This window comes from Paenibacillus endophyticus (assembly GCF_014192395.1).
Classification (GTDB): Bacteria; Bacillota; Bacilli; order Paenibacillales; family Paenibacillaceae; genus Pristimantibacillus; species Pristimantibacillus endophyticus.
In genome coordinates this window covers 172,589-187,459 of record NZ_JACHXW010000006.1, presented here as the reverse complement: position 1 = coordinate 187,459, position 14,871 = coordinate 172,589, and the positions used below count along the sequence as shown (strand labels likewise).

Genomic DNA, 14,871 nt, shown 5'->3' with positions numbered 1-14,871 from the left:
GTAAATCCCTCCATTCGCTCGCAATGAAGTTTAAGAAGTAATGTCCAACTCTTCAACTATAGGAAATAGCTGTATCGTTCACCGAGGCAAACGACACAGCTATTTATATTACATATTGTGATGCTCTCTTAAATCAATTCGAAATAATTAAAGTGATTTGTAAGTTCAACTAATTATCCCTCAAAAATGATCAGATTGTTTAAACTCAATATAATCATTGGCTAATACATACTCTACCCCAGATTTCAAAGCTTCAAAATGTTGACGTCCAAACGCGATTTTTGAACTTTCAAACATTCGCAATTGATCGTTATCAATCGTTCCTTTGGTTTCAATAATGAAGAATAGCTTTTCGCTACCATCTTGATCAATCACGACCGCCCAGTCTGGATTGTAATTTCCAATTGGGGTTTCGATTTTGAATGTTGATGGTAATTTGGCAAACAACTTCACATCGTCATCTGCATTCATTTTTTCGGCAAAAGCTCGCTCAATCTCGGAATCGTAAATTATATGTGAGTATACCGACTTGTCAACCTTAAATGCATTTGAATCTAAGTATCCGAGTAATTCCTGAGACTCGAAAATCTCTTGTTTATAATACTCTTGCCCTGCTATCTTTTCATATTTGATTCCACTCGTTACCATTCTTTTCATATTTTTACGAATAATATCTGTAGCTACCTCCATAAATTTTTGCGGATTACTCTTAAAGTCGTCAAAACGGTTAGCCTGTATTAGTATCTCAACAATAGTCTTCCGAGTGAGTCTCGTCTCATCTTGGATAAACCTTAATAAGTCCGGGAGAGGCGCTTCAATTTGTAATCTTTCCATGATCTTCGTACTTGTAAGTTTGCCTTCCACACTTGATTTTTTTACGTATATTTGGGCATCTGTTCGTACTAAACTAGATGATTTTATTTCAGGCATATAGCTTATCTCGTCGACACAATGTTTGACTAAAGTTTCAATATCCATTTTAACCGAGTAGGTTGTTTTATGTTTTATCTTTTCCCATAGAAGCTCAAACTCAGGACTTAAGTAGACTTGCTTGTTTAACTGAAGCTGTATTTCTTTCCGCCCATCTTTAATTTCCAATTTAGCGACCGACCTGCGGATCACCTCAATTACTTGTTGTTCCAGTGCTTTGTATTCTTGAGGTAACTCAAAGAGCTCCTCATTGATTTTTTTCTTCAGCTCATCTGTTACTTTTCCATTCTTCTGTACCAATTTATTGGTATAAAGGTGTTTCCAAATCAGTTCGGATTGTTCAAACCCTAAATTCGTTGTTTGTCCAGAATCATCTGTGACAACCATATTGGCAAAAGAGTGCTTCTCGACAATGCCAAACTTGACTCCCGTTTCATCCTCTATTTCTTTTTGCAGATTTTCCGCAAATTCCTCAAATGACTCATTGGCGATAACTGTTAATATATTGAGGTTACTATCATATATCCGATCCCCATCCTGATTTACTGCCAAACGGAGTCCGCGGCCAATCTTTTGCCGTTTCGTGAACGTATCGGATGCTTCAATTAATGTACAAACCTGAAATATATTAGGGTTATCCCAACCTTCTTTTAGTGTAGAATGTGAAAAGATAAATCTTAGCGGCGTTTCAAAGCTCAGTAGTCTTTCCTTATCTTTCATGATTAAGTTATAAGTACTATTATCTGCTTCCGTGTTGCCGCGGGTATCTTTCAATTTACCTCTTCCATCAATAGAGAAATATCCATTATGCACTTGCTCAGGATCATAGTTGAGCATATACTCTGCGTCCTTGAACAGAGATTGATACTTAGGTAATTGTATAAGTTTGTTATACTCTTCTTCAAACATGATCGCGTACTTTCCCTTAACCGGGTTACCCTCATCGTCATAACTGCGATAATGTTCGACTCGATCAATAAAGAAAAGGCTTAACACTTTAATGCCAAGCGGAACAAGTTTCCTTTCTTTGTTCAGGTTTTCTTCGATTGTTGCATGAATTTGAGCACGTTTCATCTCATCCTCATCAATATCTCCGGTTACTTGTCCCAAAGCTAAAATTATCCCGTTGGTAAACTCTATTGATTCATTGCCATCATAACAATCTATATTAGAGACAATATAACCATTGTATAAATCACGTTCACTAGACTTATCGAACAAATCATCATTCTGTTTAACTGTCTTGGTCATTCTTGCAACTGTACCGTTAGAGCGCTTCACATCCATTTCCAACACTGCTTTAAAGCCATTACTACGGCTTACACTTACTAATTTCAAGTAGGGTTTATTGAAATTGTCCATCGTTTTGATGGAGGTAACTTTAATTTGCTTAACTAGTTTTTTCTGATACGCATCAACCGGGTCAAGTCTGTACATGAGGTTATATTTCTCTTTATGAGTAGCTGAATACCTTAGCACACACAAAGGATTTAAGGAAGCTATAGCTTCCTTAGCTTTGTCCGTATTATCTACACTCTGTGGTTCATCGATAATCACAATTGGATTTGTCTGACTTATAAAGTCAATTGGCTTACGACCACTCATTCTATCGTTTTCCCGATGAATGATATTTGCTTTATCTTGTTTCTCAGGATCGTTAAAACTTTTACGAAAAGCATCGATGTTAATGATCATAATTTGAATATCCGAACTAGTTGCAAAGGTACGTAATTGGCCAAGCTTGGATGAATCGTATATGAAATAATCACAATTCTGATTCTCGTATAAATTCCCGAAATGTTCTTCGGTCATCTGAAGAGATTTATATACACCTTCCCGAATAGCTAAACTTGGAACTACAATAATAAATTTACTAAATCCGTATCGCTCGTTTAATTCATAGATTGTACGTAAATATACATAGGTTTTTCCAGTTCCTGTTTCCATCTCAATTGTAAAATTAAACGCACCACTCTCATTTATGGTTATACTCTTTGGTAACGCATTACGTAATTGAATAGTTTGAACATTCTTTATAATTTCTTCTTCCAGTAAGTCTAATTTGTTAGCAAACCCTAGATCAGTTTCGCTCATACTTACTTGATTATCTAACGATACTGTGAAATGGGATGTCTTCACTGTTTGTCCATCAAATAGATCTACGATAGATTGGACGGCATCCTTTTGATATTGCTGGTCTGCATCGAATTTAATCTTCAATTATATCACCTCGCTAAATTGCCCTAAAATCTTCCACACCATATTTTCTTAATAACTGCACAGCATTTGTTTTCACATTATCATCTTGGAAGCCCGCGTCACTAAACACCGCACGTTTTGGTTTCATCTTGGCGATCCCTTCAATCACGTCAAGCGTTAAATTATCATCGAGACAAACGAGCATATACCCCATTCCGACAGAAGCCACTCTATTTCCACTTACATCTATCACTTCAATTGACATAGTAAGACCGATTCCATACTTCAGCATTATCTCGTAAAGGACATCATCTTGAGTACGGTCATCCTTAATCGGGTTCATTAATTCGATTAGATCATGACTTATATTTGATGATTCTGAATTCCACACCTTAAGATTGGAAGAGTCTAGTTTAAAAACTTTAAAACCTGTATCCAGATCAGCTATTCCCGTATCAGCAACAATCTTGTTGCCCGCTAAGCGAATACGTTCTTTACCGATTTCACAGATATTATTGAAAATAGAGTTATCTATTGTTTGCTCATCTAACTGCACCATAATAAACTTCCTATTTCCAGCATCTCGATAATTTTGTTCCAATACTGCATGTGCAGTTGATCCTGATCCTGAGAAAAAGTCTAAAATAATATCTGAATTATTACTTGAAGTACAAAGGTCTAATAGTTTCTGAATTAATGCTACTGGCTTAGGGAACTGAAACGGTCTATTTTCACCAAATAGTTCAGTTAAATCTTTACTACCTGCTTGTGTGTATATACCTTCAATAATAGAAAATGCCTTGGCACCGCGTTCTTCTCCATCTTCCGTTTTCAAATATTGTTTATATTGAACTGACCATTCATCGTCAGCATTTTTAGCAAAATATAGTTTTCCTTCTTTTAATGTTTTATATGCCCTATCTTTACTCCACCACCATTGTCGCTTAGGCCATATCTCAGTCCCATCTGGAGCAGGAATCGGGTATATAAGATTTTCTCTCTTATCCATACTCTTTGTAGCTTCCATTGGTTTCACCCTAAATGGTCCTAATGTCTCAAAATACTCGTCTTTGAAGTGATAGTATTTTTGTTCAGCTTCAGCATCAGGGGATAACCACAACGGATCTATCATAGTGATATCTTTTGCATACATCAGAATGTACTCATGCACAGTAACAAGATATTTTTCCTTTGCCCCTCCGCCATAGCTCTTTTTCCAAACTATAGTTTCAATCCGATTTTCTTCTCCGTATATTTCATCCATTATCCTTTTTAAGGAATTGAATTCATGATCATCAATACTAACGAATATTATCCCATCTTCTTGCAGCAAACTCTTAGCAAGACGTAATCTAGGATACATCATATTTAGCCAATCAGTATGATATCTCCCCGATGTTTCTGCATTAGATTTCATCATCTGTCCTGTTTGTTCTTTATACCTACTGATGTTGTCTCTGAAATCATCTTTATAGACAAAATCATTACCTGTATTATATGGCGGATCGATATATATCATCTTCACCTTTTTATGGTATGCTTTCTGAAGAAGACGCAGCACTTCTAAGTTGTCACCTTCAATATACAGATTTTCCGTCGTATCCCAATTCTTACTCTCTTCTTTGCAGGGACGTAGCGTCCCAGTGGATGACTTCTGCGCCAGCTTCATCGCTTGTGTCTTACCGTTCCAATTAAACTCATATCTTTCTTGTGACTTTTCGATATTGTCTCCCATAACAAGAAGAAATTTATCTATATCAATCTTGTCCTCGGTGAATACCTCTGGAAATAACTCTCTCATTTTTCGGACATTTTCAGCAACCAAGTCCATTGTTTTTCCATCTAACTTTTGCATTTAGCACACCTCTTTCAATTGTTCAATTATAGCCGATAATTGCTTTTCTTGTATTGTAATTATTACATGTAGGTCCATTTTCTTAGCAAAGTTCTTTTCCGTGCTTAATTGGCCTCTTAGCTTTTTTATTTCTTCTGATAGTGAAAGAACTTGATCTAACCGTTGCAGTATTATAGCAGCTGCACCAAGATTAACAGGATAGACTCCAGTAAAATCAATCACTTTAGTAATTTTTATTCGATAATGAATCTCTTGGTATAACCTATAAAAATTAGTATAGGGAAGCGTCTCCAGATGGAGTTTCGATACAAAGGCCTGATCCGCTTCTTGGAGTCCATTTACGTTAATCTCATGCGATAACGCTATTTCATCAACAACTGATTCACTTTTTTTAACATGATGAATTCGTTTCAAGGCAGTTGAGACAATAACTTGCTCTTCATTATAAAGAAACATTAATACAGGATAGGGAATGCTCTTATGAATCAATTTAGAAATTTTCTTGCATTTTTCCATATCTTTTATTTGAACGAGTAGTACAGATATATCAGTATAATTTATGTCTGCTGAAACAAGTGGTTGAGCTGACATTACATCTTGATTTAATAATCCAATGATTCGAATTGAGTCCAAATAATCGGTGAATATCTGTTTTTCTTGTTTACTGAATACAGCTTGTTCATAGAACATACTCTTGGGTATCCGGCGATTTACTAATCCGGACTTTGGGATCGAAAGCCAATTCATAATACTTTTCAGCATAAGACACCTACTTTATGATTAGAAAAGACAGCAGTTCAAAATCATCTAGGCCATTTATTTTATCCCCCAAAATTGATGTCCCACCTAGTGAAAATAAAGACTGCAATCCCTTTTCTTCGTTAACTCCAATTATACTGGTTACAGCTTGCTCCAACAGTTCGGTATATACATCCATTTTCGCGCCATCTTTTGTTTCATTGTTGAATACATCACAAAGATCGCGATATACTTGTTCTTCACCATTGCAGAGACCTTTGTATAAATCTAATATTGCTTTGGCTGATGTATGGGTTAAATGTATATCTCCTTGATCCGAAACATAAACCAGATAATAAGGATATATTCCCGATGATTCAATATCCCTGTTGGAGTTTGTCGTTTGCTTCAAACAGAATACGACTCCAGGGACGCACTCATTTTTCACCTTGTCGGGTATTGGAACAAGCGCATGTACCCCCGTAGGCATTGATTCCAGTTTCTTTGGGTACTCCTGTATGAATAGTGCAAGATCCATCTTAAAGTCGTCTAATGTTAGATCTGTGATTGAAATCCCTCCAGACAGATCCTCTAAATCCAACACCTCCGTTTGGAGTTGTTGGAGCTGTTTACGACGATACTCTAAATCATTCATGCTGCTTTTACCATCAACAACAATAATGTTTTCTTCACCTGTTGCAGAGATATCCAACATGACCATCCGATTATTTACTCTCGCTTCTAGCTGAATATATTCGTCTAATGCAACGTTTGGCCAAAAATTAACAAGTTGGACTGCCTTGTTAACGGAACCCAATCGGTCAATTCGCCCAAACCTCTGGATAATTCTAACGGGGTTCCAATGAATATCATAATTAATAAGATAATCACAGTCTTGTAAATTTTGCCCTTCAGATATGCAATCAGTTGCAATCAGGATATCAATTTCCTTTTTGGTGCTAGCGTTTAGCTTAGATAATCCTTTCGATAGTGGTGAAAAGTGTGTCAGTAACAAGTTGAATTCTGTCTTAATCCCTTTTAGAGTCGTCTTCTGACCATCTCCAGTTATTAATGCGGATTCCAGTTGATACTGTTCCTTGATCCATGGCGCTATCTGTCCATATAAATATTCGGCCGTATCTGAAAATGCCGTAAATATTATGATCTTTTTATTTCCTTCATTAATTTGTATTTGATTTTTTTGTTGGATGATTTGTTTCAAATCGGCAAGTTTAGTGTCTCTTGAAGGTTCAACTTGGTGAGCTGCATTGAAAAGTGTTTGTAAATACTTTCTATCTTCCAGCAAGTCCTGTTTCAGTTTTATCAAATCAAGATCCTGTATCAACACCTTAACCTTATTACCAATGAGAAGTTCTTCTAATTGACCCTCATCAGTTTCTAAATCCAGTATATTCAGTTGTGGGTCATACATTGTTTGACCTTGTTCTATTGCGTGGATCATACTATCTACAGCCAGTTTGATTTTATTAACAGTTAATCCAAAGGAATGAACTGAGCTTTCAAGCCTTTTTAATAGATTAACACGCATTAAGTGAATGAGGCTTGACTCACGATCAACCTGTTTGAATATACCTTTCCCATCTCCGACTTGTTTATCATACTTCTGACTGTATTCACTTCTTTTTTCCGGTAGAACATAACTTAAAGGAGAGTACAGTGCAAGCTTCAGCCGACGTATAGTATTATTGATTACTTCTAAAGACGGAAATTGGTTTTGTAAATCAATATCAGATTTAATATTAATCGGTACTAAACGTGTTGGGAATTCTCCGATCTCTTCTGTGTTGTAATATTTCTGTATGTGTTTCCGACTTCGGGCAATAGTTAAAGTATTTAAGAGGTTAAAATAGTCCATTCCTAGTGAATCAAGAAATCGTTCCACTTTACGCTCCGAGTCCTTCAGTTTCGACCATGCATTAAATTTACGCTGTGCTTGGTTTAGAGTCGAGGAGATACTTCTAATACCTGCTGATTTAGCTAGTGCGGCATCATTCCCCTCGGTTATAAAGGCGATTTGATTCTTCAAATCATTTAATCGATTATTGACTGGTGTTGCTGACAACAGCAACACTTTTGTTTTTACACCCGTCTTTATAATATCTTGCATTAATTTTTCATAGCGAGTCATTCTTCCCTTAGCAGGTTCATTGTTACGAAAGTTGTGTGATTCATCAATTACTACGAGATCATAATTCCCCCAGTTCAAGGTCTCTAAGGTGATATCTCCTGATTTACCCGATGTTCGGCTTAAATCTGTATGGTTTAAAATATCATATCGAAGTCTATCATTTTCCAATATGTTACTAATGTCGTTACCTTTATATACTTCCCAATTCCTACGCAGCTTTTTTGGAGCAAGAACGAGAACACGACTATTCCTCAGCTCGTAATACTTAATAACTGCAAGAGCTTCGAAAGTTTTCCCGAGACCAACACTATCTGCAATTATACATCCACCGAACTTTTCTAATTTGTTTATTCCACCTATTACCGCATCCCTCTGAAAATGATAAAGTTTCGACCAAATTTCCGTTTTGTCTAATCCAATAGCGGACTGAATTCGGTGGTTAGCGTCGGATTCTTCTACAAAGGATCGAAAAATATGAAACAACGTCAACATATAGATCGATTCTGGTGAATTTTCAATAAATAAGTTAGACAATTGCTCCAAGATTTGATCTTTCACATTTGTTGTCATTGTAGGATCGTCCCACACTGCATCGAACGAAGAGAGCAATTGTTCAACTACATTATGATCACTAGTAGCCATGTTGAATCCCAGGCTCGTATGGGTTCCATAACCCAGCCCATTGGTAGTGAAATCAGCACTTCCTACTATAGCTGCATGCTCACCATTCTTGTTAGATACAAGGAATGTATTTCCTTGTACAGCTTCTTGTTTGGTGAGTGATCGCATCTCAACCTTCTTCATAATCCATTCGGCGCACTCCGTAGCTATGCTTTTTTGAGATAGATTGTTCTTAAGGCGAATTTCCATCCCTAATTCAGAAATAGCTGTCTCGCGCTTATGTTTCAATATTTCAAATTCCTTATGCTCCTTATGATTCCCTTCGCGGACAAACGTTGGTTCACTAAATAAAAATCGAAGATCTTTTATATTGCTAAGTTGCAGCTTTAACTCATCAAAAGCAAAGATCGTAAAATAGGCCGAAACTATAGATAGCTTCGCGCCCTTATCTATTTGCTTTTTAAGATATTCGCCAACTGCACCTTTTGTACGATTATCTAGTATTTGCTGCATTACAGGCCTCCTGAGAAAAGTACTAAATCTATGGCATTTTCACTTATAGTTCTTTAGACTTATTCTCCACAACGACAGGAAACTCCTTTTTCCAACAATATGTACAACTCAAATGACACTAGCATGTCAGCAAACATAAGTTCGCAAAATAGAGAGACATTAACCAAGTTAGAAGCGCTCTAGCAATTTATCAACCCAACTCAGCCTATAGATTTGTTATTTACATCCATGTCCATTTCTCCCATCATTCAATTTCTCCTGTTGATCTCTTGAGTAGTCTGTTGTTTTCATTGCCACTCACAAGCAATATACACACGCATCTCGTAGAACTCTTATTAAGTGGGACTAAAGTTTTAACATCTTCGTATATCGTAAAAATACAAATCTATATTATTACCTTGATACAGACCTAAAAGCATATAAACCGAACAGTGATAACACGTTCGGTTTATATGCTTTCTATTGAAAACTTGCCGTCCATGGCAAATCCTTATAACAATCAAAAGGAGATGATTTACATGCCAGCAAATGTCGAAACTATGTTTTATGTAAGAGAAGCACCTTGGCACGGACTCGGCAATCGAGTTGAACACGCACTCAGTTCAGAAGAAGCTCTACAAGTAGCCGGACTAGATTGGACGGTCATTCAAAAATCAATTCAAACCGAAGACTTTGCCGAAATCCCAGGTTACAAAGCAAACATCCGAGCATCCGACCAGCGGATGCTCGGTGTCGTTACGGACAGATATAAGATTGTCCAAAATCATGAAGCATTTGCATTCGCTGATGAATTGCTTGGTGAAGGTGTACGGTTTGAGACAGCCGGTAGCTTGCAGAACGGCAAAAAAGTATGGCTCTTAGCCAAGTTGCCCGAAAACTACATCATTGCTGGGGATCGTATCTCCCCATACATGGTGTTCTCCAACAGTCACGATGGAAGTGGTAGCATCAAGGTCGCTATGACTCCTATTCGCATCGTCTGTCAGAACACCTTGAATCTTGCTCTCAATGATGCCAAACGAATATGGACGACAATTCATACCGGTAATATCCAATCTAAATTAGAAGAAGCAAAAAAGACATTACTCCATGCTGAACTTTATATGGACAGGCTTGGAGCCCAAGTGGATAAACTTCATAAGATTAAAACACCAGATCATAAAGTTCAGGAGTATATTGAATTTCTTCTCCCAATGCCGGACAATGCATCGAACCTTCAAGAAAAGAATATTCAACAGTTGCGCGGCGATTTACAGGCAAGATATTTCGAAGCTCCCGATTTAAAACATGTTGGTAAAAATGGCTACCGCTTTATAAACGCCGTATCGGACTTTGCCACACATGCCAAGCCTCTCAGAGAAACAGCATCCTATAAGGAAAACCTGTTTCTACGCACGATGGAGGGTAATCCACTTATCGACAAAGCTTATGAGTTGATTTTGGCTTCTGCCTGAACCTCTACGCACTTCTGACTAGGAATAAAAATGGGTTAAGGAGGCTGCTCGTTACATGGAAAAAACTCAGCTTGAATTAAAATCATTACTCGCTAACTCCCTGCGTGAAAAGCAAGGAAGCTACATTATTGAAGAAATTTTCACTCGGTTTCCTACCGCAGAAGACTTGATCGAAGTGACCGAACAGGAGCTAATTACAATTAAAGGTATTGGGCAAATGAAAGCGCGGCAAATACTCGCTTCGCTTAAGCTTGCTCAAACATTGTCATTATCTATAAAACCACCATCATTTAAAATTAGTAAACCTGCGGATGTGTACAAGCTTGTTGAACCGGAATTCCGTTACCTGAAGAAGGAGCATTTCGTTTGTTTGTTCCTCAATTCGAAAAATTTAGTGATTGCTCGTGAGAACGTATCTATAGGCAGTTTAAATGCCAGTATCGTTCACCCAAGAGAAGTATTCCGTCCTGCCATTAAGCGTAGCAGCGCATCTATTATCTGCATCCATAACCATCCTAGCGGCATTCCTGAGCCGAGTCCAGAAGATGTAGAGGTTACCAGACGCTTAGTGGAGGTTGGTACCATAATCGGGATTGATGTTCTCGATCATATCATCATCGGTCATTCTCAATATGTGAGCTTAAAAGAACGAGGGTTAATGTGACGCACACATTAACCCTCCATTTATTTTTGGAGGTGCATACCAACATGTCAACAGCCATAAAATTTCACGCAGAAATACTCGTTGAAACTGAAAATCTATCCTATGAAGAGTGGCTCGTCCATCGTCGGAACGGTATTGGCGGTTCCGACCTCGCAGCCATTTGTGGGATATCCAAATGGCGTACACCTGTCCATGTCTACCTTGAGAAGATTGGAGAAGCACCGGAAGATCAAATGAGTGAAGCAGCGGAATGGGGTACCCGACTTGAGCCGCTTATTGCAGATAAATTCGCCAACGAGCATCCAGAGTGGGCAATTACAGAAAAGAAGGTCATTTACTGCCATCCTGAACATCGCTGGGCTCTCGGCAATCTTGACCGTATGATTATTTGCCCAAACCGTGGCCGCGGCATTCTAGAAATCAAAACTGCAAGTGAGTTTTTGCGTCAGGAATGGGACAACGGCAATATTCCTGATTACTATTACGTACAATTGCAATGGTATTTGTTCGTCACCGGCCTAGATTGGGGCTATTTCGCTACTCTAATTGGCGGTAATAAGTATAGGGAGTACGAGGTCTTGCGTGACGAGGAGCTCATAAACCAGCTACTACGGCTAGCTTATGATTTTTGGCATCATTATGTGCTTGTCGGCAACTGTCCTCCTGTTGACGGCTCTGAGGCGTCTACAAAGCTATTGAATCGACTCTACCCTAAAGCCGAAAACAGCACGATCATTCCACTGGAAGAGCTCTTGCACATTGAAACATATTTTGATAACAAGCGACAGCTCAAGGTTTTAGAATCGACCATTAATGAATTCGAAAACAGAATTAAATCTCTATTGGGAAATCATGAGGTCGGCACCGCTGGTTACTATAAAATAAAGTGGGAAAACCGCAGCAGAACTGGAGTGGACAGCAAACAGCTCAAAGAGCTTAATCCTGGCGTTTATCAAGAATGTCTTAAGACCACTCACTTCCGTCAGTTCAGCATCAAAAAGGAGGTCGAGCGAGATGACCAGTAATGTACTAAGTTTATTTCAGCGCCTGAATGCTCCATTTCCTTATGCCGAATATCAGTATGACAGCTTCGGTGATCGTTGCTATATTTCCGGACAAGCCATTACAGAGCGATTAAATGAAGTTTTTGGTGTTGGCTATTGGAGATATGAAGGATTATATGGCACTGAGAAAATTGTACAAGAACCTAGCGGCAAAAATACGCGTGTGAAGATATATGTTCAGTTCAGCTTCTATAATGCTGAACTGAAAGAATGGATTACACTTATCGATGCTGGAAGCGAACAAGTGAAGCCTGGCATGAATGAGGGGGACGCGACTAAATCAGCGATCACAGATGGTATGAAGAAATGTGCAAGCCGGATCGGCGTAGCCAGCGACTTATACAAGGGAATTATCACCTGGGATAGACAAAGACAGGCTATTAACGTACCAGATCACTATCAGCATTATTATCAAGACAAAGGATGGATAGAGCCCATACCCCCTTCCACCTCAACCACAAACAATCGCACGACTAAAAAAACGTACCTGACCGATAAACTGAAAAGCAAGGGCACTACAACTCAAAATCAAATCAAAGCATTATGGCAGGAGCTCGCAGGAAGTCTCGATGGTCTCGATGAATGGCATGCCAAAAAAAGACAAGAACGCGTTTCCGATCAACAAATCATCAACTTACTTCATAAAAAGCTGCAAGATAAACGAAGCTGCGCAACTGCTTAATTTTAAAACGGATATGAATGAACGGTTTGGTTACCAAACCATTCATTTCATTTTCCAGAACAATGAGGAGATGAAGTCATGTTTACTGGTACTAAATATGTAACACAGGGGATTCGTCGTGAAGTTCCATCCTTTTTACAACTTATCCTTTGGTGCTTCATTGAATCAATGAATGCTCCTGAAAAAGATTTCCTTCAGGTTTTTGAGCTAAGTCCTACTATGGTAAACGGTAAGACTAAGCAAAGGATCGTTCATATGCAAGAGCAACCACCCTTTCAACAAGTATACGTCATATGTGCAAGACAAATTGTAACGAAAAAAATCTATGTCGTTGATGACCAGCAGCATTGTACGATGTTGTGCTCTGACGAATATTAATTCGCTTTGCAGCATAACGCAGTGTTATACGATTGATATATATATTATAGCTATAGACACGTTGACGCTATGCTTGATAGCGGTCATCCGTTAAGTGCGGAACATAGTGACGCAGGTTCATAGATATGTTGCAAAGCGATCCTCTAGTTCTTCAAAAGCACTCTTCTTTCAAAAATAAGCAATATGCTAACCATCAAATAATGCCAACAGCATTATTTGATGGTTATATCCATTTATTTAGCTTGTCTATCATATTGAGCATATTTGAAAATTGCAATATCGTTTTATAGGGGGTGAGAATCTTGAAAAATATAGAAATCATTGGCGAAAATATTCGACTCGTCCGACAAAAAAGAGGCTTAAGCCAGGAGCAGCTTGCATTACTTGCTGGCATGAATACATCTTATATTGGACAAATTGAACGCGGCGAGAAAAATCCCACTGTAAAGACGTTAGAGAAAATTGCAAAAGCCTTGGATATCAACATTACTGACTTATTTTCACTACAGGATTCTCCGAGATTAGGTGAACAAAACAGCCAAAATCAACAGTTTCTTGCTATTCTTACCCCCGATGATATTAAGCGCTACATGCTCGGAATTTTGAATGATGAAAAAAACAATCACTAGCCGTAGAGGAGGCAAAAACGATGTCGAATGAAGCAACAATCTTATCATCTGAAACCAAAAAGAAAAAAACGATTCTAAAAAAATGGTGGTTCTGGGTTATTGCCATTATTGTATTATTTATTGTCATTTTGGCTGCTTCTGATAGTACAGATGAATCGATAGTCTATGAACTTGGTCAAGTCCAAGCTATGAATAAGCAGGAGATCGTTGAAAAGTTCGGGAAGCCAAGCGAAGTTGTACGAGACGACGCTGAGGGTTATTTATACAGCTATGACAGCGGATTTACCATTAATGGCAACGATAGTGAAGCAGCTTCAATTATGCTCTCAAATGAATTGGTCAAAGGGAACGCCGCTCATGCATTTAAGATTTTCGACATTCAATTAAACTCGACTTTTTCAGAACATGTAAAGCGATTGGGTAATCCAAGTTTACAGTTAGTACAAGATAACAGAAATCTGGTAGCCTATCTTACAAATGAAGGAGCGTTGCTCACCTTCACCTCAACGTCAAATGAAGATAAAGTTACCGCCATTGAGCTTAGCCCGTATGATTCTAGCTCAATTGCAATGGCACTGGATATAAGCAGCTTGCTCCATAATCAGACCACAGAAGAGGAAATCAAGAAGAGTTTTGTACTGAAGGAGAAAAGCACAGATGCTACGACAACCTTATATATTATCGAAGGCTTCCAAATCATCGTAGACAATAAATCTCATACGGTTACAAAGGTGATTATCAACACAGATAGTGTATACAATGTCGCAGGACTAAGACCGACCGATTCATTGGACAAAGCAAATCGGATATTGGGCACCCCTACTCAATCCAAGGAAGGCATTAAAAACACAACCCAGTATCTTTTCAATTCTAGTGATGCGGTTTCAGATAGCACGATTATCGTCAGTGCAGATAACTCCAGCAATATAATTCAATACGTCGAATTGTCGGTTAAATAGATTGGAGGAAAAACAATGGAACTATATATCGTTATT

Annotated in this window: 11 protein-coding genes; 7 read left to right on the top strand and 4 right to left on the bottom strand. The window is 38.2% G+C overall.

The features are described 5' to 3' along the window. Nucleotides 1-180: 180 nt before the first annotated feature. Genes FHS16_RS12375 through FHS16_RS12360 form a run of 4 tightly spaced genes read right to left on the bottom strand, consistent with a single transcriptional unit; the run spans nt 181 to nt 9,005 of the window. The gene (locus FHS16_RS12375; RefSeq protein WP_183562447.1) at nt 181-3,150 is read right to left on the bottom strand and encodes a type III restriction-modification system endonuclease; all 2,970 of its coding nucleotides are present in this window, start codon (nt 3,148-3,150) and stop codon (nt 181-183) included. A gap of 13 nt (nt 3,151-3,163) precedes the next feature. Beyond that, a complete protein-coding gene (locus tag FHS16_RS12370; RefSeq protein ID WP_183562445.1) occupies nt 3,164-4,984 on the bottom strand; it encodes a site-specific DNA-methyltransferase in 1,821 nt (606 codons plus the stop codon). Beyond that, nucleotides 4,985-5,731: a DUF4391 domain-containing protein gene (locus FHS16_RS12365; RefSeq protein ID WP_281379091.1), complete on the bottom strand. Its 747-nt coding sequence runs from the start codon at nt 5,729-5,731 to the stop codon at nt 4,985-4,987. It lies immediately after the preceding gene. A 22-nt stretch (nt 5,732-5,753) separates the two neighbouring features. After that, complete coding sequence (locus tag FHS16_RS12360) at nt 5,754-9,005, bottom strand: helicase-related protein (RefSeq protein ID WP_183562441.1); 3,252 nt, start codon at nt 9,003-9,005, stop codon at nt 5,754-5,756. A gap of 518 nt (nt 9,006-9,523) precedes the next feature. Here FHS16_RS12360 and FHS16_RS12355 point away from each other — a divergent pair. From FHS16_RS12355 to FHS16_RS12325, 7 genes are all read left to right on the top strand, one after another. Next, nucleotides 9,524-10,459, top strand: coding sequence for a TIGR03299 family phage/plasmid-derived protein (locus FHS16_RS12355; RefSeq protein WP_183562439.1), 936 nt, complete (start codon nt 9,524-9,526; stop codon nt 10,457-10,459). 55 nt (nt 10,460-10,514) lie between these two features. After that, nucleotides 10,515-11,123: a RadC family protein gene (radC, locus tag FHS16_RS12350; RefSeq protein ID WP_183562437.1), complete on the top strand. Its 609-nt coding sequence runs from the start codon at nt 10,515-10,517 to the stop codon at nt 11,121-11,123. 44 nt (nt 11,124-11,167) lie between these two features. After that, a complete protein-coding gene (locus FHS16_RS12345; protein ID WP_183562435.1) occupies nt 11,168-12,148 on the top strand; it encodes a YqaJ viral recombinase family nuclease in 981 nt (326 codons plus the stop codon). Further along, complete coding sequence (locus FHS16_RS12340) at nt 12,138-12,869, top strand: Rad52/Rad22 family DNA repair protein (RefSeq protein ID WP_183562432.1); 732 nt, start codon at nt 12,138-12,140, stop codon at nt 12,867-12,869. Before FHS16_RS12345 ends, FHS16_RS12340 begins: the two co-directional genes overlap by 11 nt. 78 nt (nt 12,870-12,947) lie before the next feature. After that, on the top strand, nt 12,948-13,247 hold the full coding sequence (locus tag FHS16_RS12335; protein WP_183562430.1) for a DUF960 family protein: 300 nt from the start codon (nt 12,948-12,950) through the stop codon (nt 13,245-13,247). Between the two features lie 302 nt (nt 13,248-13,549). Continuing rightward, nucleotides 13,550-13,876: a helix-turn-helix domain-containing protein gene (locus tag FHS16_RS12330; protein WP_183562428.1), complete on the top strand. Its 327-nt coding sequence runs from the start codon at nt 13,550-13,552 to the stop codon at nt 13,874-13,876. A 20-nt stretch (nt 13,877-13,896) separates the two neighbouring features. Beyond that, the gene (locus FHS16_RS12325; RefSeq protein WP_183562426.1) at nt 13,897-14,835 is read left to right on the top strand and encodes a hypothetical protein; all 939 of its coding nucleotides are present in this window, start codon (nt 13,897-13,899) and stop codon (nt 14,833-14,835) included. The last annotated feature ends 36 nt before the right edge of the window (nt 14,836-14,871 follow it).

Excerpts from the sequence above, each read along its gene's own strand:
- FHS16_RS12370 (WP_183562445.1), bottom strand. The coding sequence starts at position 4,984 with ATGCAAAAGTTAGATGGAAAAACAATGGACTTGGTTGCTGAAAATGTC.
- FHS16_RS12365 (WP_281379091.1), bottom strand. The coding sequence starts at position 5,731 with ATGAATTGGCTTTCGATCCCAAAGTCCGGATTAGTAAATCGCCGGATA.
- FHS16_RS12360 (WP_183562441.1), bottom strand. The coding sequence starts at position 9,005 with ATGCAGCAAATACTAGATAATCGTACAAAAGGTGCAGTTGGCGAATAT.
- FHS16_RS12355 (WP_183562439.1), top strand. The coding sequence starts at position 9,524 with ATGCCAGCAAATGTCGAAACTATGTTTTATGTAAGAGAAGCACCTTGG.
- radC (WP_183562437.1), top strand. The coding sequence starts at position 10,515 with ATGGAAAAAACTCAGCTTGAATTAAAATCATTACTCGCTAACTCCCTG.
- FHS16_RS12345 (WP_183562435.1), top strand. The coding sequence starts at position 11,168 with ATGTCAACAGCCATAAAATTTCACGCAGAAATACTCGTTGAAACTGAA.
- FHS16_RS12340 (WP_183562432.1), top strand. The coding sequence starts at position 12,138 with ATGACCAGTAATGTACTAAGTTTATTTCAGCGCCTGAATGCTCCATTT.
- FHS16_RS12335 (WP_183562430.1), top strand. The coding sequence starts at position 12,948 with ATGTTTACTGGTACTAAATATGTAACACAGGGGATTCGTCGTGAAGTT.
- FHS16_RS12325 (WP_183562426.1), top strand. The coding sequence starts at position 13,897 with ATGTCGAATGAAGCAACAATCTTATCATCTGAAACCAAAAAGAAAAAA.